The organism is Streptomyces palmae (assembly GCF_004684805.1).
GTDB classification, from domain to species: domain Bacteria; phylum Actinomycetota; class Actinomycetes; order Streptomycetales; family Streptomycetaceae; genus Streptomyces; species Streptomyces palmae.
The window spans coordinates 1-20,641 of sequence record NZ_SRID01000087.1; the positions used below are offsets into that span (position 1 = coordinate 1).

The following is a 20,641-nucleotide window of genomic DNA, read 5'->3' on the forward strand; positions in this document are numbered from 1 at the left end:
CAAATCTCGAAACCCTCGGACCCGCCACCCGAACGACCCACCGCGCCCCCTCCCCTATTTCCGCTAGTAGATCGTCGAGCCCTGTGCGGCATGTCACCGGAATGGAAGATCGGAAACGATTGCCACGGGACCTTCGCGACTGCGTTCAGGGACCAAAGTCCCACCCGCCCGCACTCCACTCCCCGCACGCGCCTCATCACCCACTCGAAAGCGCGCCGAACCGCTCACGGACGTTTTCCCAAGGGCGATCGTTTCCAGATTCCGTTGAGGACGAGGGCGGCGCGGGCGATGTCGCCGATCCGGCTGGGGCCGAGGGTGATGTGCTGCGGGGTTCGCCGGCGCTGCTTGAGCTCGGCGGCAGCCCGTTCGCCGAGGGCCCGGATACCGAGCGTCGCCCGAAAGCCGGGGCCGTGGACGCGAAGGCAGGGACGGCTCAGGGCTTGAGCCGGTAGTGGTAGGTGTGCGAGACGCGGAATCCGACGCGGTCGTACAGCCGGCGCGCGGCATGGTTCTCGTCCATGACTTGCAGGTACAGCTCATCGGCGCCGCGTGCCGCGGCCCAACGGGCACCGATGTGCAAGATCGCGGAGGCGATTCCCTGCCGCCGGTGCGCGGGGTGGGTAGCCATGCAGAAGACCCCGGCGCAGCCCGGTGAGGCCACGATGAGTCCCATGCCGGCCACCTGGTCGCCGTGTTCGACGCTGAGGTAGGCGGCGGGACCGGGAACACGTGCGAGGACCTGGTCTGCGGCCTCCTGGCTGTTGTCGTGGCCGTCGAGGGCTGTGTAGGCGTCCAGCCACTGGCGGGTCGGGTGCTCTGCGACCGTCACCTCCAACGGCACCTCGGGGCGGGAGCCGGTGATCACGGTCGCGGTCGGTGCGACGCACACCAGGGTTGCCGCATCCCGCCGGTATCCTCGCTCGGCGAGCAATGCGTCCAGTGCGGTGTGCTCTTGCGCCGGAGCCACCTGGACGGCCACCGGCATCCCCCGGGTGGCATAGAAGTCCTCCATCCGAGGCAGGGCCGTCAGCAGGGCTTCTCCCCGCATCAGCGGCAGGGCGGAGTTCGACCGGCGGCGTGGCACGCCAGGGGTGTGCCGTAGCAGCCAGCCTTCCTCCTCCAGGGCCTCGGCGGCCGGCCATGCCTCCGCCGCGTATCGCTCGATCAGCCATGTGTCGATCAACGTGCTCTCCTGTCTGGCTCTGGGCGTTCATGGCCCAGCGGCGTGAGCCGGACGGAGGCGTCCCGCCCCATGGTCCCCGCGCCGAAAGGGCACCGGCAGGATGGCGCGGAAGGATCACTAAGGTCCACCACGCATTGCTTCACAGACCTGTTAGGAGTACTTGATGTTGGATCCGGTGCGGCTGCTTCTGCTCCGGGAGCTCGCCGACCGCGGGACCATGACGGCGGTCGCCGCCGCCTGCGGCTACACCTCCTCCGCGGTGTCCCAGCAACTCGCGGTGCTGGAACGTGAGGCTGGGGTGCGGCTGCTGGAGCGGGTCGGGCGCCGGGTCCGCCTCACACACGAGGGGCTGCGTCTGGTGGCGCACGCTCGCATCGTGCTCGGGGCGTTGGAGACCGCGGAGCGCGATCTGCGAGCCGGGGGTACCCCGCGTGGACCGATCGATGTCGCATGCTTCTCGACCTTCGCCGCGGTGCATGTGGTCCCTGCCCTGGTCGCCGCCCGCGAACGGTATCCGGACCTGCGGGTCTCCCTCCACGAGCTGGAACCGCCCGAGGCCCTCTCCGCGCTCCGCACGCGGCGCTGCGAAGTCGCGGTCTGCTACAGCTACAACCTCACGCCCACCCCGACCCCGACCGAACTCGATGTCCATCCGCTGGCCGTTGAGCCGGTTCTCCTCGCTGTTCCAGCCGACCACGCCTGCGCGTCGGATGGGGAGGGGCCCGTGGACCTGCGCAGCCTGACCGACGCGTCCTGGATCGTCGGCTCACGAGAGGATGGCAGCGCCGCCCTGGTCCAACGTGCCTGCGCGGTCGCCGGCTTCCCACCCCGGATCACGCACGCGGTCGACGATTACCAGCTCGTTCTCCGAATGGTGGCCCACGGACTGGGGGTGGCCCTGGTGCCGCAGCTCGTGGCACAGGCCCATGGCCCAAGCCTCGATGTCATCCTGCGGCCGGTTGCCAACACGGAGCTCACCCGGGCTGTCTACGCCATGACCCACCCCTCGCTCGGCGCCAGACCATCGATTGACGCTGTACTCGACCTCCTGCGTATGCGTTGAGAAAACCTCACTCACAAGGGGGTAGGGGTACCCCCACCCGGGATTCGGGGGCTTCCGGGACCGCGCGCGACGGCCCGTGCGCCGCATTCTGTAGGCATGACGTTCACGCTGGGTTACGCACTGCGCTCGCTTCGGGCCCGCAAGGCAGGGTTCATCGGGGCCTTCCTCGCGTTCTTCTGCGCGTCCGCCCTGGTCACCGCCTGTGGCGCGCTCCTGGAGACCGGGCTGCGGGGCGAGATCGGCACCGAGCGGTACACGGGCGCGCCCGTGGTGGTCTCCGCCGACCAGAGCGTTCACCACCTGAAGAAGAAGCACGGCAAGACCAAGGACAAGGCCAAACCGCTCGGCGAGCGGGTCTGGCTGCCCTCCGGCACCGTGGCGCGGATCGACCGCGTCCCCGGCGTCCGGGCCGCCATACCGGAGCTGACCTTCCCGGCCGCGCTGCTCGGCCCGGACGGACGGTTCCTGGAGGGCCCGGACGGCAGCGCCTCCCTGGGCCACGCCTGGACCTCCGCCCCGCTCACCCCCTTCCACCTGGACCGCGGCCACGCCCCGCGCACCGCCCGCGAGATCGTCATCGACCGCGGGCTGGCCGCCCGGTCCGAGCTGGCGCCCGGCGACCGGGTGACCGTCCAGGCCACCGGCATCCCCGCCACCTACACCGTGGCAGGTGTGGCCGGCACCCCCTCCGGCGAGCTGAAGCGGCAGGCAGCGATCTTCTTCGCCCCCGGCGAGGCCCGGCGGCTGGCCGGCCACCCCGGGCAGACCGCCGTGATCGGAGTGCTGCCCGAGCCGGGCGTGAGCACCGGTGAGCTGGCCGAGCGGGTGCGCACCGCCCTCGACGCCACCCCGGCCAAGGAGCGGGTGCACACCGGTGGCGACCGGGGCCCGGTGGAGTTCCTGGACGCCGCCAAGGCCCGGATCCAGCTGATCAGCATGGGCGGCGCCATCGGCGGCACCGGGCTGCTGGTCGCGGTGCTGGTGGTGTCCGGCACCTTCGCGCTCTCCATCCAGCAGCGCCATCGGGAGCTGGCCCTGCTCCGCGCGGTGGCGGCCACTCCCCGCCAGGTGCGCGGGCTGATCGGCCGCGAGGCGCTCTGCGTGGGGCTGCTCGCCGGGGCGTCCGGCGCGGCGGCCGGTCTGCCACTCGGCTCCTGGCTGCATGGGAAGTTCATCGACCTGGGGGCCGTTCCCGAGACCCTGAGCATGGCCCGCAGCCCCTTCCCCCCGCTGGCCGCGGTCGCCGCCACGCTCCTCGCGGCCTGGGCGGCGGCCCGCCTCTCCGCCCGCCGCACCGCCAGGATCCGCCCGGCCCAGGCCATGGCGGAGTCCGCGGCCGAGGAGCGCCGGCTCCCCTGGGCCCGGACCGCGATCGGCATCCTCGCCCTGGCCGGCGGCGTCACCCTGCTCTTCGTCCTCACCGTGCTGCACACCGAGCCCGCCTCGATGCCGGTCACCTACCTGGTGGTCCTGCTGATCTCGATCGCCCTCGCCCTCCTGGGCCCGCTGGTGGCCCGCGCCGCACTGGCCGTGCTGGGCGCCCCGCTCCGGCTCTCCCGGACCGCCGGGCACCTGGCCGCGCACAACGCTCGCGCCAACGCCAAGCGGCTGGCCGCCGTGATCACCCCGTTGACCCTGCTGGTCGGGATGGCGTGCACCATCGTCTTCGTCCAGACCACCCTGAGTGACGCCGCCGAGCGGCAGACCCAGGACGGCGTGGTGGCCGACTGGGTGATCGGCTCCAGCGGCCCCGGCGTGCCCGGCGCGGCGGCCGACCGGCTGCGGCGGACACCGGGGGTGGAGGCGGTGACCGAGGTGGTGCACACCACGGTCCGCACCCCCGACCTCTCGAAGTACACCGCCCAGGGCGTCACCCCGCGGGGCCTGGCCGCCACCATGGACCTGAAGGTCACGGACGGCTCGCTGGCCCACCTCGGCGACCACGGCGTCGCGGTCAGCGAGGTGGTCGCCGACGCGGAGGGGCTGCGTCCCGGCAGCCGCATGCGGCTGGTGCTGGGCGACGGCACCCCCAAGACGGCGAAGGTCGTCGCGGTCTACCAGCGCGGCCTCGGCTTCGGCGACCTCACCCTGCCGCACGACCTGGTGGCCGCCCACATCGACAACCCGCTGAGCGACACGGTGCTGGTGGCAGGCAAGTCCACGGCCTCCGGGACGCCGGCGCTGGACCAGCGGCGACTCGCCACCGCCATACGGGCCTTCCCCGGCACGGCGATACGCGAGGCCGGCGCCCTCGCCGACCACCAGCGCTCCGCCCACCAGCAGAACGCGGAGGTCAGCTATGTCGCCATGGGCCTCATCCTGGCCTTCACCACCATCGCCTCGGTCAACACCCTGGCCATGTCCACCGCCGACCGCCGACGCGAGTTCGCCCTGCTCCGCCTGGTGGGTACGACCCGGCGGCAGGTGCTGCGGATGCTCCGCCTGGAGGCCCTGACCGTGGCACTGACGGCGGTGGTCCTGGGCACCGGGATCTCGCTGGCCGCGATCACCGCGTTCAGCGTGGGCATGACGGGCGAGGCGTCCCCGTCCTTCTCCCCCGGCTTCTACCTCACGGTGGTGGCCACGGCCGGGCTGCTGGCCACCCTCGCCACCGCGATACCCGCCCGCGTCACCCTGCGGGAGCGCCCCACCGAGACCATGCGGGTATGAGGGGGCAGGGGGTGGGGGTGGCTGCGCCGCCGGGTGTGGATGTGTCGCCGGGTGCGGATGCGAGGGGGCAGGGGGTGGGCGCGCCTCCGCCGTCCCCCGGCGAGGTGGGCGCGCCTCCGCCGCCGGGTGCGGGTGCGCCCTCGTGGCGGGGTACGGGGCTGTCCCGTCATCCCCCTCAAGCCAGGCGCGCTCCACCTTCGGCAGGCGCTGGTAGTCGGCCAGCACTCGGAGAATGCCGAAGCCGGTGCCTAGCGGGATCGGGGCAAGAATGAGGAGCGGCGGCTGCCCGGCGCACATCTCCACCCGCACCTCCGGCAGCCGCACCCCGAGCTCGGCCAACTCCTCCCGCAGTGCGAACGCGACCCGCTCGGCGGGGTGGGGGCGGTGATCCTCGCTCACGGGGTACCCCCGCCGTCCCCCGGAGAGGTGGGCACCGGCCCGGAGGCGCGGCCCGGCCATCTCCTCCCCGGAGGGATCGCCAGATCGAACCAGACGCTCTTGCCATCGCCTCCGGCGAGCGTCCCGCTGACCAGACCGCAGGCATCGGACATGGCCGTGACCAGGAACAGCCCGCGCCCTTCGGTGTCCCGAGCGTTGGCGTGGCGAGGGGCGGGAAGGAGCTGCCCCTCGTCCCGCACGGCGACCCGCACGCAGGTCTCGTACACCGTGACGGTCAGTTGCAGGTCCCCCTTGGCGTGCTGGTGCACATTGGTGACCAGTTCGGAGACGCAGAGGATCGCCTTGTCGATCAGCTCGGCAAGCCCGAAGGAGACGAGTACGCCGCGCACTAACTCCCGGCACACCTTGGGCGCCCGCTCACAGGCGGGAGCCAACAGGGTGTAGGTGGGCGGCGGTTCGGACGTGAGAACGGTTGGTACGGGGACTCCCATGACGCGCTCCAGGGCGTTCGGAGGTGTGTGGGCGCGTTCGCCAGCAACCACACCAATCTGTGATCGGCGCAACACCAACGGTAGACAGAAGCTCAGCTAACTTGCAACCACAACCCGGGACTTGGTGGACCTCCTCCAGGCATACGCGGCACACTGTCGAGAAGATCTCCTGGAAGGGGCCAGCACATGGCGCTGCGAACCGTCATCACCGAGCGGCAACGCCGACTCGGCGCGGAACTCAAGAAGTTGAGGCAGGAAGCGGGGCTTTCGATCGCCGAAGGTGGCAGGCTCATCGACATGGGCACGCCGCACCTGAGCCACATCGAGGCCGGACGGACAGCGATCCCCACCGACCGACTCCGCAAGCTGGTTCACGCCTACGGGTGCAAAAATGCTGCCTACGTTGACGAGCTCGTGAGCATGGCCGAGAGCAACGGCAAGGGGTGGTGGTCGGAGTACCGGAAGACGTTGCCGCAGCACATCATCGATCTGGCCGAACTGGAATCTCGTTCCACAACGCTGCAGAGCTACCAGACTCTGCTGGTGCCCGGTCTACTCCAGACCGAGTCGTATATGCGCGCCATCTTTCGTAGTGCCCGGCCAGACGAGAGCCCTGATCTGGTGGAATCCCAGGTCCGCTTTCGCCTGGCTCGGCAGGACATACTCCGCGCGGACTCTCGGGTGAACTTCCACGCGGTGATCCACGAGGCCGCACTGCGGATGTGCGTAGGTGGCGCCCACGTCATGCGCGGCCAACTCATTCATCTCATCCGGATGTCCAAGCGGCCAGGCGTCACCATCCAGGTACTGCCCTTCGAGATGGGCGTCCGAGCCTGGTTCAGTACACCGTTCGCGCTCTTGAGCAGTGGAGTTGCCGGACTTGAGACGGTCTCCGCCGAACACCCTTCCGGTAATCTCTGGCTTGGAGATACCGACTCCGTTGCCCAGTACGGAGGCACCTTCTCGGGGCTATGCAAGAGCGCACTTCCTCCGGTGGTAGCGGGCGAGTCTCCGGAACTCCATGAGGAACGCGACTCGTGGGGACTCATCCACCACATCCTGTACACGCATTGAGAGAAGGCGTGATGCACGAACTCAACTGGCAGAAGTCCTCGTTCAGCGAGCCCGGAGGCGCCGACTGCGTGGAACTCGCGAGCTCGACGACCGGCATACACCTCAGGGAGAGCGACGACCCCGAGGTCGTCCTCACGACCACCCCACGCGCACTCCGCGTGCTGCTGGACTCCATCCGGCTCGGTAGGTTCGACCACATCCGCTGACGGACCGGCAACGGGGGAAACGGGGGGCCATGGATCCCGCAGTCATCGGCGCGCGACTCGCGTCCAGTGTCGTCGCACCGCTCGTACGGCGACTGTTCGTGCAGGAGGGTCCCGGTGCGGGGCTGGTCGACAAGCCCATCCGCATCTCCTCCCTCCTCTCCTTCACCGGCGAGAAGCGCACGCTGACCGAGAAGGATCTGCACAAGCTCGCGGCGCGGCTGGTGCGGCAGGCTGTGGACACGGCGGGGCCAGGGGAGCGCCCCTGCCCGGCCGACGAGGACGAGGCCGTGGCGGGCGCCCTGGCCCGTACGCTGCACTGTCTGGGCGACCTGGACATGGACGATGTGCAGGCCGTGCGGCTGGGGAGCCACGCACTCGCCCTGCTGCTGATCGACGCCGCCATCGACCAGGGCGCGGACCTCTATCTCAGCGCGGCCGGCACCCGCCTCCACCAGCGCCTGCTGGACACCGCCTGCCTGCACATCCTGCACTTCTTCAGCCAGCGTTCGGCCTTCATACCCCGCACCCTTGTCGCGCAGAGCAACCAGCTCGGCGAGCTGGTCACCAAGCTGGACCTCCTGATCGCGCGGCTGCCCTCGCAGTCCGCCGAGGACGCCGGTTTCGAACGGCGTTACGCCGAGTACATCGCCAAGCGCCACGGCACGCTGACCATCTACGGCATCGACGTGAGCCAGGCGGAGGCCAGCTGGCCATTGGACGCGGCCTACCTGACGCTGGCCGCCATCCCGCGGGAGGAGGACGGCATCGGCTCGGGCGCCGGGGCCGCCGAGCCGGCCGAACGGGCGCTTGCCGGCCACCACCGAGTGCTGCTGCGCGGTGTCGCGGGTTCCGGCAAGACGACCCTGGTGCAGTGGCTGGCGGTGTCCACCGCGCGGCAGCAGCCACTGACCGGGATGGAGCAGCTGATCGGCCGGGTGCCGTTCGTCCTGCCGCTGCGTACCATCGCCCGGCAGGACGCGCTGCCCACCCCGGACCGGCTGCTGGCCGCCGTCCACAACCCGCTGCACGGGGCACAGCCGACCGGCTGGGCGGACCGGGTGCTGTCCGCCGGGCGGGGCGTCCTGCTGATCGACGGCATGGACGAGATCCCCGCGGCCGACCGGGAACGTACCCGTGCCTGGCTGGACGACCTGCTGATCGCCTACCCGCGGAACCTCTGGCTGGTCACCTCGCGGCCCTCCGCCGTGGCCGACGACTGGCTGGCCGCACAGGGCTTCACCGAGTTCGCGCTGGCCCCGATGAGCCGGGACGACGTGGCCGCCTTCATCGACCGCTGGCACGACGCGGCGCGGGCCACCTGCCGTGGCGAGGAGACACGGGCCACCCTCGACACGTACCAGGCCGCCCTGCGCACCGCCGTCACCACCAAGCCGGACCTGGGCCGACTGGCCACCACCCCGCTGATGTGCGGGCTGCTGTGCGCCCTGCACCGTGCCCGGCGCGGATATCTGCCGCCCGGCCGCAAGGCGCTCTACGACGCGGCGCTGTCCATGCTGCTCACCCGGCGCGACACCGAGCGGCGCATCTACGCGCCCGGGGACCCGCAGCTGGACGAGGAACCGCAGATCCAACTGCTCCAGCGGCTGGCCTACTGGCTGATCCGCAACGGTCAGGCCGAAATGGACCGCCACCAGGCCGAGCGGGTGCTCACCCCACTCCTGCCCGCCCTGCCCGCCGTCCAGGCCCTCGGTGGCGCGGGACACGTGCTGGACCACCTGCTGCTCCGCAGCGGCCTGCTCCGCGAGCCGACCCCCGGCACCGTCGACTTCGTCCACCGCACCTTCCAGGACTACCTGGGCGCCAAGGCCGCGGTGGAGGACGGCGACTTCGGTCTGCTGGTGAACCACGCCACGGACAGCCAGTGGGAGGACGTGATCCGCATGGCGGTCGCCCACGCCCGGCCCCGGGAGCGGGCGAACCTCCTCCACCAGTTGCTGAAGCGCTGCGACGACGACCCCGACACCGACATCAACGTCCGGTGCGCCCTGCTGGCCGCCGCCTGCCTGGAGCACGCCCCGGACCTGGACCCGGCGGTCCGCGAGCGGGTCCAGCGGTACGCCGCCCACTTCATCCCGCCCGATTCCCTGCGGCTGGCCCGGCTGGTCGCCCAGACCGTGGGTCCCCTGGCCCTGGAACTGCTACCGCCACCGCGACAGGTGTGGGACGACCACGAGGTCTCCGAGTACTGCACCGTCACCGCCACCCGGGTCGGCACCGAAGCGGCCATCCCCTACCTCCGCGAGTTCGCCGACCACCCCGCGCTGCCGGTACGCACCCAGCTCTCCCACTGCTGGTCGGACTTCGACACCCACCGCTACTACACCGAGGTGATCTCCCGCCTCTCCCCCGACGACCTCTACTTCACCGCCGACTCCACCGAGGAACTGCACCTGCTTCTCCGGTCAGGGCGCCGGATGCTGATGCTGCGCGGGGGCGAGTTCCTGGCTGCCGACATACGGAGCCTGCCGCCCGAGCAGCTCACCCACCTGCGGCTCGACTGCAACGCGGTGATCGACGACCTCACCCACCTGGATCACCTACGCGGCCTGACCGCACTCGCCCTCACCCGCTGCCTCCGGATCACCGACCTGGCGCCGCTGGCTCCACTGGGCCTGCACTCCCTGGACTGGTCGCCGCCCGCCCCCTACGACCCGCCCTTGGGACTGGAGAAGCTGACCACCCTGCGACAGCTCCGTCTCGCTCTCCTCGGCCCCGGAATCCCCCAGGTCCACCTGCCCGAGGTCAGCCGGCTGGAGCTGGACATCCACCACGCGTCCCTTGACGTGGCGGCGGTCGCCGACTCCTTCCCCGGCCTGCGGCATGCCCGGATCACCTTCCGCGACACCTGGCCCCGCCCCCTCGACCTGGCCCCGCTGGCGCGCCTGAACGGCCTGGAGTCCCTGTGTCTGGAACGGGCCCGCCAGATATCCGGCGCCGAACTCCTCCCCAGCGTCACCATCACCACCCGCGAACACCCGCAACGCCTCACCGGACTGCCCACCTGGCCCGCCAACTCCCCGTAACCTGAGGGGACATCACACCAAGGGGGCGATGGTGAGCAGCGCATCCGAGGACGCCATGGACATCGAACTGGCCGACGCCGTACAGGCCGTACGGGACGAACTCGTCATGGCCGCCGTACGCGCCGCAGGCCAGGACGTGGTCTTCGAGCTTGGCGACATCGGCATGGAGTTCACGGTCGAGCTGCGCCGGGAGACCAAGGGCACCGGCAGGGTCAAGGCCTGGGTGCTGGACGCCGGGGCGGACCACACCCGCGGCCAGACCCGCACCCACAAGATCAGCTTCACCCTGAAGGCGCGCGACGCCCGCACCGGCGCCCCCTGGAAGGTCGGCAACCGCAGCACCGGCACCACCGACCACTTCGGCCCTCAGCCCGGCACCCCGTGACCGGCCGGCCCCGGGCGGCCGAGCGCGCGGTGGTGGTGCAGTCCGGCAACCGCCAGGGCAGCGGGGTGATGATCAACCCCGTCACCGCCCTGACCTGCGCCCACGTACTGGCCGACCCCCTGGACGTCTCGCTGGCCCACCCCTTCTTCGGCGGACCGGTGGGCTGCGACGTCACCTGGTCGGACTCCACCCTCGACCTGGCTCTGCTGACCGTCAACCGGCTGACCCGACACCGCAACTGGATCGACGGCCCGATGCGCTGGCGGATCCGGCTGGGCGAGATCACCACCTCCGCACCCGTCCCCGACTGCGAGATCGTCGGCTTTCCCGGCATCCAGCGCTACGGCCAGGCGGTACGGGCCAAGCACCGCAAGACCAGGATCTTCGGCCTCGACGCACTCACCACCCGCGAGCGCACCTGGGACCTGGACACGGCCTATCTGAGCCTGGAGGCGCAAGGCGCGTCCCGCTCCCGGGATCGCCCCGACCCAGATCATGCTCCCGGCGCCGCTCCCACCGGCCGCATCGAGGAGCTGCTGGCCAACCGCCTTCGCACCCTGCTGCGCGGGGAGGCGGGGGCCGGCAAGACCACCCTGCTGTCCTGGCTGGCCGCGCATCTGACCGACGGCACCCTCCCGGCCGAACTCTCCCATCTCCACGACCTGGTCCCCCTGTTCGTCCCCCTCCGCAACCTCGCGCCCGCCTGGGAGTTCCCCGACGCCGAACAGCTGCCGAAGCTGGCCAAGCTCCAGACGGGTACCGCCCCCGACGGCTGGGCACACCGACTGCTCCGCTCCGGCCGGGTCTATCTGCTGGTGGACGGCCTGGACGAAGTACCCCCCGCCCGCCGCGAGGACGCCCGCACCTGGCTCGCCGAACTGCTGGAGCTGTACCCGGACATCCGCTGCCTGGTCACAGTGCGACCCGGCGCGGTGGACGGCGACTGGCTGCGCTCCGAGAGGTTCCGCGAGCTGACCCTGCTGCCCATGAGCGACGAGGACATCGACAGGTTCGTGACCTCCTGGCATGACGCGGCACGGCAGGAGTGCGCGGGGTACGGCGACGAGTACCTGGCCGAGGAGGAGCAGACGGAGCTGGACGAGCTGGAGGAGGACCTGCACCGGCAGTTCGACCGCAACGCGGAACTGAGCACCCTCGCCCGTACTCCCCTGCTGTGCGCGGTGATCTGCGCCCTCCACCGCAGCCGGGGCGGACTGCTCCCGGAAACCCGTTGGGAGCTCTACAAGGCCACCCTCGCCATGCTTCTCGGCGGCCGGGACAGCAACCGCCGCATCGGGGCCCCGGAGGGGGTCCAGATCGGCCTGACCGAGCATCTTGAGCTGCTCCAGACCCTGGCGGTCTGGCTGGTGCGCTGCGGACAGAACCAGCTCACCCGCGAAGAGGCCACCCAGCAGCTCCAACTGGCCATGCGCATGCTGCCCCGGGTCTGCGACCAGGGCACTCCCGACAAGGTCCTGACCCATCTCCTCAACCGCAGCGGGGTGCTCCAGGAACGGCACGACGGGATGGTCCAGTTCATCCATCGCACCTTCCAGGACTATCTGGCGGCCAAGGCGCTGGTCGAGAACGGGGGACTTCGGGAACTGCTGCGGCAGGCGCACGACGAGACCTGGCAGGACGTGATCCTGATGTCCGTCGGCCACTGCCGCCCGCCCGAGCTGATCGAGCTGATAGAAGGGCTGATCAGGCAGAGCGACGCACTGCCGCCCAAGGCCGAGGACCGCGAGCGGCTACACACGCTGGCCGCACGCTGCGCCCGGGACACGGTGCGGCTCTCCAGCGAGATCCAGCAGACGGTAAACGATCGTGTCCGGGCCATGCTGCCACCCAGGTCCGAGGACAGCCGGCGGCGCCTGGCGTCACTGGGACCTGCCCTCCTGTCCCATCTTCCCGACCCGGACCCGCAAAATGACGATGAGGGTGAATGGGTCGCCAACCTGATCGGTCTGGTGGGCGGACGCGAGGCCATGCTGTACGCCAAACGCCTGCTCGGTCACCCTGGGAAACGAACGCGGCAGGCTCTCGCCAGCAGCTGGTTGAACATCCCGGCACGGGAGTACGCGGAAGAGGTACTGGCCAAGCTACCGCTGGACGATCTCGATGTGGTGGTCACCCGTCCTCGTCAGCTGGAACTGCTGGCGTCTTTCGGGCCGATGCACACGCTGTCGATCGTGGGCTCGTACACCAGTGAAGCCCTGGAAGAGCATGTTGCCGGGCTTACCGTCAGCCATCTGTTTCTCTTCGAGAGCGCGGACCTCACCAGCCTCGATTTCTCGAAACGGCTGACCGCCACGTATTCACTGTGGCTTGGCGCTCCGCTACGGGACATCGACATGCTGAGCAGCCTGGCCAGGGCGTCCCATATCCAGCGTCTCGGCATGAGCCTCGTATCCTGCTCCGAGTTCGCGTCGGTGTCGCAGAGCCTGCCACATATCACTGACCTCACCGTGTGGTGCCAACCCCCGGAGATCACTGGTATCGCCGAACTGCCGAGGGTGTTCCCCTCACTCGCCGAACTCCACCTCAGCCCCCACCCCGAGGGGACTTTGCAGCCCCCAGACCTCACCCCCTTGGTCGGCCTGCCGGACCTCAAGGTGTTCGTAAACGGGAAGCAGCTCGTCCCACCCCCACGTCCCCAAAGTGAATCCACCCCCAGCATGACAGCTCAGCACCCGTTTTCGTAGGACCGATGGCACAGCTCCACAGCCTTGTCCGGGGCATTCCCCCGCTCCCAGAATCGCCGTCATGAATGAGCCCGAGAAGGTCGACCAGGACGATGTGCTGAGAGCACGCACGTTATTGCTGGGATCCGGCTGGCTGAGCCCTCGGGAGGAGGTGGAGGCCTACCGGGTGCTCGCGAAGGTGAGCCCGCTGGCGTATCTCCCGAAGCTCGCCGAGGCGCTGGTCTCGTATGGGCGCTCACGAGAGCTGGAGGACCGACCGGAGCAGCAACTGGCTCTGCAGGCCGAGGCGGCGGCCACCGCCCGGCGGATCGACGCGGGGCATCCGAGGAGGGCGGAGCTGCTCGTCCGAGCCCTGGACGCCTACCAGCACCAGTTGTATGCCGCCCGTCGGCGGGCGGAGGGCTTCGCCATCTGCGAGGAGATGGCCGAAGTCGGGCAGTGGGGGTTCGAGCGGGGGCAGGTGTCGAGCCCCATGTACGGGCACGGGCGACTGGCCGCGGTACTGGCCGAGGAGGGGTGCCACCAGGAGGCCGCTGACATCTACGGGAAGTGCGTCCAGGCCGAAGGCCCGGGAAATCCGACGCAGGTCTCCCCCTGGACCCCTTGGAGCAAGGTCGAATGGGCGGCTGAGCTGGACGCCGCCGGCCACCAGGACGCGGCCCTGGCCGCCTTCGCGCAGATCATCGAAGCCGGCCGTGCGGCACTTGACGTCGATGAGTACCCGTTGGTCATGCTCGTCTGGCAACTGGTCCACCACGCGCGGATGCTGGACGCGGCCGGACGTCGTGCCGAGGCCGGTAGGGCCCACCAGGAGGCGCTCGCCCTGCTTGCCGAGCTGGCGGAGACCGGAGAGCGCAAGTCCTGGAGCTACTTCCATGCGTCCTGGACCACTCTTTTCGCCCTCTCGGGCCGGTCGGCGGAGCCCGCGGCGTCTCCGAGCGCACCGGCGCCGCCGTTCGGGTCGGACCTCATCCAGTGGTCGCCCGACGTCAAGCAGGCGTACTACGACGGCCTGCCAGCCCTTGAGGAGGAGGCCGCCGCGCGGGCGGAGGCGGCCAGGACGGACCCGCACGGGCACCTCGCGGAGGCGGTCGCCGTCCACCGCAGGCTGACCATCCGCTCGGCGCTCTGCTGGCAGCACCGCGCGTACCTCGTCCAGGAGCCGCTGGGCCCGGTCTTCGACCAGGGCGTGGCGCTGGCCCGCCGACTGGCCGACCTGGAGGGGGCGGACCGAGGCCGGGAGGCGCTGGGCGGCGCCCTGGCCGACCGTGCCATGTTCCTGGTCGCCACCCGGCAGTACGGGGCCGCCCACAAGGACTTCCTGGAGGCCGTCCCGCTGCTGGGCTGATATCGACCCCAGAGGCCGACGCCGGTGCGTAAGGGGGCAGCTGAGCGGTACCCCCCGGGCCACGCACAACCGCCCCGGCCCATCCCCCTCTCAGGGGAACGGACCGGGGCGGCCACAGTGCGTGCGCGGAGGGCTCGGCGCCGACCGCTGAGGCTTACGCCTCCTTGCTCAGGTTCGGCCCACCGCCGGCGGCGGACTCGACCGGCGGGGTGTCCGGCAGCTGGGACTTCTCCTCGCCGCGGAAGGTGAACTTCTTCTCCTCACCCTCGCCCTCGGTGTCCACCACCACGATGTGGCCGGGACGCAGCTCGCCGAAGAGGATCTTCTCGGAGAGGTGGTCCTCGATCTCGCGCTGGATGGTGCGGCGCAGCGGACGGGCGCCCAGGACCGGGTCGTAGCCCTTCTTGGCGAGGAGGTTCTTCGCCTCGCCGGAGAGCTCGATGCCCATGTCGCGGTCCTTGAGCCGCTCGTCCACCTTGGCGATCATCAGGTCGACGATCTGGATGATGTCTTCCTGCGACAGCTGGTGGAAGACCACGGTGTCGTCGACACGGTTGAGGAACTCGGGCCGGAAGTGCTGCTTGAGCTCTTCGTTGACCTTCGCCTTCATCCGCTCGTAGCCGGTCTTCACATCGCCCTGGGCCGCGAAGCCCAGGTTGAAGCCCTTGGAGATGTCCCGGGTGCCGAGGTTGGTGGTCATGATGATGACCGTGTTCTTGAAGTCCACGACCCGGCCCTGGGAGTCGGTCAGGCGACCGTCCTCCAGGATCTGCAGCAGCGAGTTGAAGATGTCCGGGTGGGCCTTCTCGACCTCGTCGAAGAGGACCACGGAGAACGGCTTGCGGCGCACCTTCTCGGTGAGCTGGCCGCCCTCTTCGTAGCCCACGTATCCGGGCGGGGAGCCGAAGAGCCGCGAGACGGTGTGCTTCTCGCTGAACTCCGACATGTCGAGGGAGATGAGCGCGTCCTCGTCGCCGAAGAGGAACTCGGCGAGGGTCTTGCTCAGCTCGGTCTTACCGACACCGGACGGGCCGGCGAAGATGAACGAGCCACCGGGGCGCTTGGGGTCCTTGAGGCCCGCGCGGGTGCGGCGGATGGCCTGGGAGAGCGCCTTGATGGCGTCCTTCTGGCCGATGACGCGCTTGTGCAGCTCGTCTTCCATCCGCAGCAGCCGGGAGGACTCCTCCTCGGTGAGCTTGAAGACCGGGATGCCGGTGGCGGTGGCCAGGACCTCGGCGATCAGCTCGCCGTCGACCTCGGCCACGACGTCCATGTCGCCGGCCTTCCACTCCTTCTCCCGCTTGGCCTTGGCGGCCAGCAGCTGCTTCTCCTTGTCGCGCAGCCCGGCGGCCATCTCGAAGTCCTGCGAGTCGATCGCGGACTCCTTCTCGCGGCGCACGTCGGCGATCTTCTCGTCGAACTCGCGGAGGTCCGGCGGCGCGGTCATCCGGCGGATGCGCATCCGGGAGCCGGCCTCGTCGATCAGGTCGATCGCCTTGTCCGGCAGGAAGCGGTCGGAGATGTAGCGGTCGGCCAGGGTGGCGGCCTGGACCAGGGCCTCGTCGGTGATGGAGACGCGGTGGTGCGCCTCGTACCGGTCGCGCAGGCCCTTGAGGATCTCGATGGTGTGCGGCAGCGACGGCTCCGCGACCTGGATGGGCTGGAAGCGGCGCTCCAGGGCCGCGTCCTTCTCCAGGTGCTTGCGGTACTCGTCCAGCGTGGTGGCGCCGATGGTCTGGAGCTCACCGCGGGCCAGCATCGGCTTGAGGATGCTGGCGGCGTCGATCGCGCCCTCGGCGGCACCCGCACCCACCAGGGTGTGGAGCTCGTCGATGAACAGGATGATGTCGCCGCGGGTGCGGATCTCCTTGAGCACCTTCTTCAGGCGCTCCTCGAAGTCACCGCGGTAGCGGGAGCCGGCGACCAGGGCACCGAGGTCGAGGGTGTAGAGGTGCTTGTCCTTGAGGGTCTCGGGCACCTCGCCCTTGACGATGGCCTGGGCCAGGCCCTCGACGACCGCCGTCTTGCCGACGCCGGGCTCGCCGATGAGGACCGGGTTGTTCTTGGTACGGCGGGACAGCACCTGCATGACCCGCTCGATCTCCTTCTCGCGCCCGATGACCGGGTCGAGCTTGGATTCGCGGGCGGCCTGGGTGAGGTTGCGGCCGAACTGGTCGAGGACCAGGGAGGTCGAGGGGGTGCCCTCGGCCGGGCCGCCGGCGGTGGCGGCCTCCTTGCCCTGGTAACCGGAGAGCAGCTGGATGACCTGCTGCCGCACCCGGTTCAGATCGGCGCCCAGCTTCACCAGGACCTGGGCGGCGACGCCCTCGCCCTCGCGGATCAGGCCGAGCAGGATGTGCTCGGTGCCGATGTAGTTGTGGCCGAGCTGAAGGGCCTCGCGGAGCGACAGCTCCAGGACCTTCTTGGCACGGGGAGTGAAGGGGATGTGCCCGGACGGGGCCTGCTGGCCCTGGCCGATGATCTCCTCCACCTGCTGGCGGACCGCCTCGAGCGAAATCCCGAGGCTCTCCAGGGCCTTAGCGGCGACACCCTCACCCTCGTGGATCAGGCCCAGGAGGATGTGCTCGGTGCCGATGTAGTTGTGGTTGAGCATCCGGGCTTCTTCCTGAGCCAGGACGACAACCCGCCGCGCGCGGTCGGTGAACCTCTCGAACATCGTTAATCGCTCCTCAGAGCGGTCAGAAAGATCGGGGACGATCCCCTCCCTGTCCTTCCGCATGCTAGTCCCGCAACACGGGACAGCTCATTCCAACTGCCGACGCCCGTCCTCGGCTCACCCCCGCTTTCACGGGAATCTCCTACCTCGAACAGCCGACACCTGCTCCAACTCGATGGTGCGAGACGATGTTCCCGCAGGCCAGGCATATACGCCTGCCACCGGTACGCCGATGGCGAACGCCGGCTACCCGACATACGGGGTCGCCCCCTCCCACTAGGACTGTCTTACCCGCAAGGGGTGACAGTCCATGCGGCGCGGCACGGTGCCATCCGCTACGGGCGAACACCCTTGCGCCTCCCCCGTGCGCCTTGCGCCACCCCCTTGGCCCACCCTACGCGTCCGGCCGCCCACTCGGCGTAACCAGTCCGTTGGTCGGAGGGTTGCTCCGGGCATGACTGACGCCATCCGCCAGTGGTACGAGCAGGAGCTGGGCTGGCCGGTGTCCGGCACCGCACCGGTGGAACTGCCGACCGGAGTCCGCTTCGACGTCCTGGAGCTGCCGGCTGACGCGGGCCGCGCCCTGCTGCGGCGGATGCCGGGCACCGGGCCGGTGGCCGTCGCGGGCCGCCGGATGCAGCTGCTGGTGGCCGCGGGCGGCGCGGAGGAGCTGCCTGGGCTGCTCGACTGGCTGGAGTGGGGCGGTGTGCCCCTGGAGCTGACCGCGCTCGGGGCGGGCGGCCTGATGACCGCGCCGGTCCCTCCCGCGTCAGCGGCACCGCACCTCGTGGAGGCCGCAGCCGCCGCGGCGGCCCGGACGCCCGGGATCACCGCGAAGGAGGCCCTCCAGGCCCGCCCAGGGCCCGACAGGGGCCGCCCGGCGGGGTCATCGCCGCAGGAGGCCGCCGCACCCGTATGGCTGCGGCCTCCCGAGCCGGGGCGCCGACTGGAGCCGACGCTGCCGGCGACAGGCTTCGGGGGCGATGGGTGTGCCCCCGATCTCGCACGGCTGGTGGGTGCGGCGGCGACGGAGTGCCACCGTGCCCGACTGCTGGCTGTCCAGCGCGCTCAGCCGTTGGCCTTCTCGTACGCCTCACGCACGGTGGCGGGGACCCGGCCGCGGTCGTTGACCTCGTAGCCGTTCTCCTTCGCCCAGGCGCGGATCTTCGCGGTGTCCTGGCTGCTGCCGGCACCCGCCCGCGCACGGCCACGACCGGCGGCCGCCCGGCCACCGGTGCGCCGACCACTCTTGGTGAAGGGCTCCAGCGCCGCACGCAGCTTGTCGGCGTTCGCCGTGTTGAGGTCGATCTCGTAGGTCTTGCCGTCCAGTGCGAACGTCACCGTCTCGTCCGCCTCGCCACCGTCGAGGTCGTCGACAAGAAGGACCTGAACCTTCTGTGCCACGGGGATTCCTTTCACGGAAAACCGGGGGGCACCTGCTCTCCACGGCACCCCTCAGTAAATACAGTACGGGGCATTAGCAAACCGCTTTTGCCGGAAAAACACAAACCCCCCGGGGAAGGTTCGTCCGAAGCCTGGACCGGGAAGCCTCTGTTCCGGGAGGCGGAGATAGGAGCGATTCGGACATAGGACGCGATCACAGTTGCGCGATCACAGATGCAGAAGCATCCGGCTGTTGCCAAGGGTGTTCGGCTTCACTCGTTCGAGTCCGAGGAACTCGGCGACACCCTCGTCATAGGAACGCAGCAGCTCGCTGTAGACATCGCCGTCCACCGGCGTCTCACCGATCTCCACGAAGCCGTGCTTGGTGAAGAACTCGACTTCGAAGGTCAGGCAGAAAATACGTCGCACGCCGAGCCAGCGTGCGGTACGCAAGAGCTTGTCCAGGACCATGTGCCCGACCCCGGTGCCGCGGGCCGAGCGGTCGACCGCGAGGGTGCGCACCTCCGCCAGGTCCTCCCACATCACATGGAGCGCCCCGCAGGCAATGACCTCGCCGTCGGTGTCCTGCTCGGCGACCCAGAACTCCTGGATGTCCTCGTAAAGGGTCACGGTCGCTTTGTCGAGCAGGATGCCTTGGGCTACGTAGCCATCGATCAGACGGCGCACCGCGGACACATCACTGGTCCTGGCCCGGCGTACGGTGACTGCTTTTGATAGAGCGGACATAGCCGGACCGTATCGCCCCGACTCATCCGCGCTGTTCGCCGGGGCTCTCCCCGGGCTCACCGAGTTGTACGACGCGCATGGCATCACGGAGTGCCTCGCGCTGCTGCTCCGACATCATCCCGAAGAAGGCTACGAGTGCCGCTGCCGGGTTGTCACTGGCGGACCACGCTTCGTTCATCAGTGCGGCTGAGTAGGCGGCGCGAGTGGAGACCGCCTCATATCGATAGGCACGGCCTTCTGCTTCCCGGCGGAGCCAGCCCTTCTGATGAAGGTTGTCCATTACCGTCATCACGGTCGTGTAGGCGATGGAGCGCTCCTGTTGAAGATCTTCCAGCACTTCTCGGACCGTGACCGGGCGGTTCCACTTCCACACCCGCGTCATGACCGCGTCTTCGAGGTCTCCCAATGGCCGAGGCACACAGAGAATAATAGTGGCAGATGTCGCAAATGCCCGTTAATTAGTGACGGCAGTACGGCGCGCTTAGGGATGTGGGGTCGTTTACCCGCGCGGGTGAGGCACCTTACGAGCCCCCGGACCCACCGGTCACAGTCGCATGCATGAGCGCGGGCGGGCATGACGACGTTCCCGAGTCGCGGCGGCTCGGGAACGGGGTGGGTGAGTGCGTGTGGAGGTGAGTGGAGCGGCCGAGTAAATCCGGTGGCCCTGATGAACGGGAACCGGACAACACCGGTAAGCAGCCGGTCAGGGCCAACCAGGAATGCTCAGGAGCGGTCGGCTCCGGCGGCCGGGGCAGGCCCCGTGGCCTCGGCACGGGCGATCGCGGCATTCACCGTGGCGTCCTCCTTGGCCTTGTTCGCGCCACCCTGGCTCTTCACGATCGTCCTGATCAGCACGATGAAGGCAATCGCCATCACCACCGGCGGGATCAGCGCGGAGACGTAATCCATGGCCCTCGGCCTCCTTCTGCGTGAGGCCTCCAGACTACGGGGCGCCCGAACGGCCCGGATTCCGGGTGCCCCGAAAGACGCGGTTGGAGGCGATGGGCGGGATCGGGGGACGGTGAGGTGGGATTTCAGGGCCCTCGGGTTTCGGAGGCGGCCCCCGGGGGCCCCGGCCCACTGGATCTCGGAGGGCAGGCCCTCAGGCCCTTCGGGGGAACAGGCGCCCGGGCCCACCGGTGCCCAGGAGGCAGATCCCGGGCCCGCCGGGTCTCGGAGGCAGACCCCCATGCCCCTCGGTGGGACAGGCCCCCGAGGCCCCATCGGATCCCCGAGGCAGACCCCCGGGCCTGTCTCTTATACCCA

Annotated in this window: 16 protein-coding genes; 9 read left to right on the forward strand and 7 right to left on the reverse strand. The window is 69.8% G+C overall.

The window, feature by feature from the left end; translation table 11 throughout:
- Window positions 1-433 precede the first annotated feature (433 nt).
- Complete coding sequence (locus tag E4099_RS12185) at window positions 434-1,183, reverse strand: GNAT family N-acetyltransferase (protein ID WP_135339030.1); 750 nt, start codon at window positions 1,181-1,183, stop codon at window positions 434-436.
- Between the two features lie 163 nt (window positions 1,184-1,346).
- On the opposite strand from E4099_RS12185, the gene E4099_RS12190 reads away from it, so the two are divergent.
- Both E4099_RS12190 and E4099_RS12195 read left to right on the forward strand, forming a co-directional pair.
- On the forward strand, window positions 1,347-2,246 hold the full coding sequence (locus E4099_RS12190) for a LysR family transcriptional regulator (RefSeq protein ID WP_135339031.1): 900 nt from the start codon (window positions 1,347-1,349) through the stop codon (window positions 2,244-2,246).
- A gap of 96 nt (window positions 2,247-2,342) precedes the next feature.
- On the forward strand, window positions 2,343-4,916 hold the full coding sequence (locus E4099_RS12195) for an FtsX-like permease family protein (RefSeq protein ID WP_135339032.1): 2,574 nt from the start codon (window positions 2,343-2,345) through the stop codon (window positions 4,914-4,916).
- A 395-nt stretch (window positions 4,917-5,311) separates the two neighbouring features.
- Here E4099_RS12195 and E4099_RS12200 read toward each other — a convergent pair whose 3' ends face one another.
- Entirely contained in the window at window positions 5,312-5,806 is a 495-nt protein-coding gene (locus E4099_RS12200) for an ATP-binding protein (RefSeq protein ID WP_135339033.1), read from the reverse strand.
- 186 nt (window positions 5,807-5,992) lie between these two features.
- Here E4099_RS12200 and E4099_RS12205 point away from each other — a divergent pair, with 186 nt between their 5' ends.
- The 6 genes from E4099_RS12205 to E4099_RS12230 all read left to right on the forward strand — a co-directional run bounded on the left by E4099_RS12205 (window position 5,993) and on the right by E4099_RS12230 (window position 14,568).
- Entirely contained in the window at window positions 5,993-6,880 is an 888-nt protein-coding gene (locus tag E4099_RS12205; protein WP_135339034.1) for a helix-turn-helix domain-containing protein, read from the forward strand.
- An 11-nt stretch (window positions 6,881-6,891) separates the two neighbouring features.
- Window positions 6,892-7,086, forward strand: a complete 195-nt coding sequence (locus E4099_RS12210) for a DUF397 domain-containing protein (protein ID WP_135339035.1) — start codon at window positions 6,892-6,894, stop codon at window positions 7,084-7,086.
- A gap of 29 nt (window positions 7,087-7,115) precedes the next feature.
- Window positions 7,116-10,130: an NACHT domain-containing protein gene (locus tag E4099_RS12215; protein ID WP_135339036.1), complete on the forward strand. Its 3,015-nt coding sequence runs from the start codon at window positions 7,116-7,118 to the stop codon at window positions 10,128-10,130.
- A gap of 28 nt (window positions 10,131-10,158) precedes the next feature.
- Entirely contained in the window at window positions 10,159-10,515 is a 357-nt protein-coding gene (locus E4099_RS12220) for a trypco2 family protein (protein WP_135339037.1), read from the forward strand.
- Window positions 10,512-13,220 carry an NACHT domain-containing protein gene (locus E4099_RS12225; protein ID WP_135339038.1) on the forward strand — a complete coding sequence of 903 codons (2,709 nt, stop codon included), beginning with the start codon at window positions 10,512-10,514 and terminating at the stop codon, window positions 13,218-13,220. Before E4099_RS12220 ends, E4099_RS12225 begins: the two co-directional genes overlap by 4 nt.
- Before the next feature lie 61 nt (window positions 13,221-13,281).
- Window positions 13,282-14,568, forward strand: coding sequence for a hypothetical protein (locus tag E4099_RS12230; protein ID WP_135339039.1), 1,287 nt, complete (start codon window positions 13,282-13,284; stop codon window positions 14,566-14,568).
- Window positions 14,569-14,722: 154 nt separating this feature from the next.
- On the opposite strand, the gene E4099_RS12235 is transcribed toward E4099_RS12230, so the two are convergent.
- A complete protein-coding gene (locus E4099_RS12235; RefSeq protein WP_135339040.1) occupies window positions 14,723-17,245 on the reverse strand; it encodes an ATP-dependent Clp protease ATP-binding subunit in 2,523 nt (840 codons plus the stop codon).
- Between the two features lie 454 nt (window positions 17,246-17,699).
- On the opposite strand from E4099_RS12235, the gene E4099_RS12245 reads away from it, so the two are divergent.
- Window positions 17,700-18,383 carry an SCO3374 family protein gene (locus tag E4099_RS12245; protein ID WP_135339041.1) on the forward strand — a complete coding sequence of 228 codons (684 nt, stop codon included), beginning with the start codon at window positions 17,700-17,702 and terminating at the stop codon, window positions 18,381-18,383.
- On the opposite strand, the gene E4099_RS12250 is transcribed toward E4099_RS12245, so the two are convergent.
- The 4 genes from E4099_RS12250 to E4099_RS12265 form a co-directional block, all read right to left on the reverse strand.
- Window positions 18,314-18,649, reverse strand: coding sequence for a histone-like nucleoid-structuring protein Lsr2 (locus E4099_RS12250; RefSeq protein WP_135339042.1), 336 nt, complete (start codon window positions 18,647-18,649; stop codon window positions 18,314-18,316). The genes E4099_RS12245 and E4099_RS12250 overlap by 70 nt on opposite strands.
- 207 nt (window positions 18,650-18,856) lie before the next feature.
- The gene (locus tag E4099_RS12255) at window positions 18,857-19,375 is read right to left on the reverse strand and encodes an amino-acid N-acetyltransferase (RefSeq protein ID WP_135339043.1); all 519 of its coding nucleotides are present in this window, start codon (window positions 19,373-19,375) and stop codon (window positions 18,857-18,859) included.
- A gap of 22 nt (window positions 19,376-19,397) precedes the next feature.
- A complete protein-coding gene (locus E4099_RS12260; protein WP_135339044.1) occupies window positions 19,398-19,793 on the reverse strand; it encodes a BlaI/MecI/CopY family transcriptional regulator in 396 nt (131 codons plus the stop codon).
- 305 nt (window positions 19,794-20,098) lie between these two features.
- On the reverse strand, window positions 20,099-20,284 hold the full coding sequence (locus E4099_RS12265) for a hypothetical protein (RefSeq protein ID WP_135339045.1): 186 nt from the start codon (window positions 20,282-20,284) through the stop codon (window positions 20,099-20,101).
- Window positions 20,285-20,641 lie beyond the last annotated feature (357 nt).

What these genes read in the sequence shown, in the direction of transcription:
- E4099_RS12190 (WP_135339031.1), top strand. Translation starts at nt 1,347, where the DNA reads ATGTTGGATCCGGTGCGGCTGCTTCTGCTCCGGGAGCTCGCCGACCGC.
- E4099_RS12195 (WP_135339032.1), top strand. Translation starts at nt 2,343, where the DNA reads ATGACGTTCACGCTGGGTTACGCACTGCGCTCGCTTCGGGCCCGCAAG.
- E4099_RS12200 (WP_135339033.1), bottom strand. Translation starts at nt 5,806, where the DNA reads ATGGGAGTCCCCGTACCAACCGTTCTCACGTCCGAACCGCCGCCCACC.
- E4099_RS12205 (WP_135339034.1), top strand. Translation starts at nt 5,993, where the DNA reads ATGGCGCTGCGAACCGTCATCACCGAGCGGCAACGCCGACTCGGCGCG.
- E4099_RS12210 (WP_135339035.1), top strand. Translation starts at nt 6,892, where the DNA reads ATGCACGAACTCAACTGGCAGAAGTCCTCGTTCAGCGAGCCCGGAGGC.
- E4099_RS12215 (WP_135339036.1), top strand. Translation starts at nt 7,116, where the DNA reads ATGGATCCCGCAGTCATCGGCGCGCGACTCGCGTCCAGTGTCGTCGCA.
- E4099_RS12220 (WP_135339037.1), top strand. Translation starts at nt 10,159, where the DNA reads ATGGTGAGCAGCGCATCCGAGGACGCCATGGACATCGAACTGGCCGAC.
- E4099_RS12230 (WP_135339039.1), top strand. Translation starts at nt 13,282, where the DNA reads ATGAATGAGCCCGAGAAGGTCGACCAGGACGATGTGCTGAGAGCACGC.
- E4099_RS12235 (WP_135339040.1), bottom strand. Translation starts at nt 17,245, where the DNA reads ATGTTCGAGAGGTTCACCGACCGCGCGCGGCGGGTTGTCGTCCTGGCT.
- E4099_RS12245 (WP_135339041.1), top strand. Translation starts at nt 17,700, where the DNA reads ATGACTGACGCCATCCGCCAGTGGTACGAGCAGGAGCTGGGCTGGCCG.
- E4099_RS12255 (WP_135339043.1), bottom strand. Translation starts at nt 19,375, where the DNA reads ATGTCCGCTCTATCAAAAGCAGTCACCGTACGCCGGGCCAGGACCAGT.
- E4099_RS12265 (WP_135339045.1), bottom strand. Translation starts at nt 20,284, where the DNA reads ATGGATTACGTCTCCGCGCTGATCCCGCCGGTGGTGATGGCGATTGCC.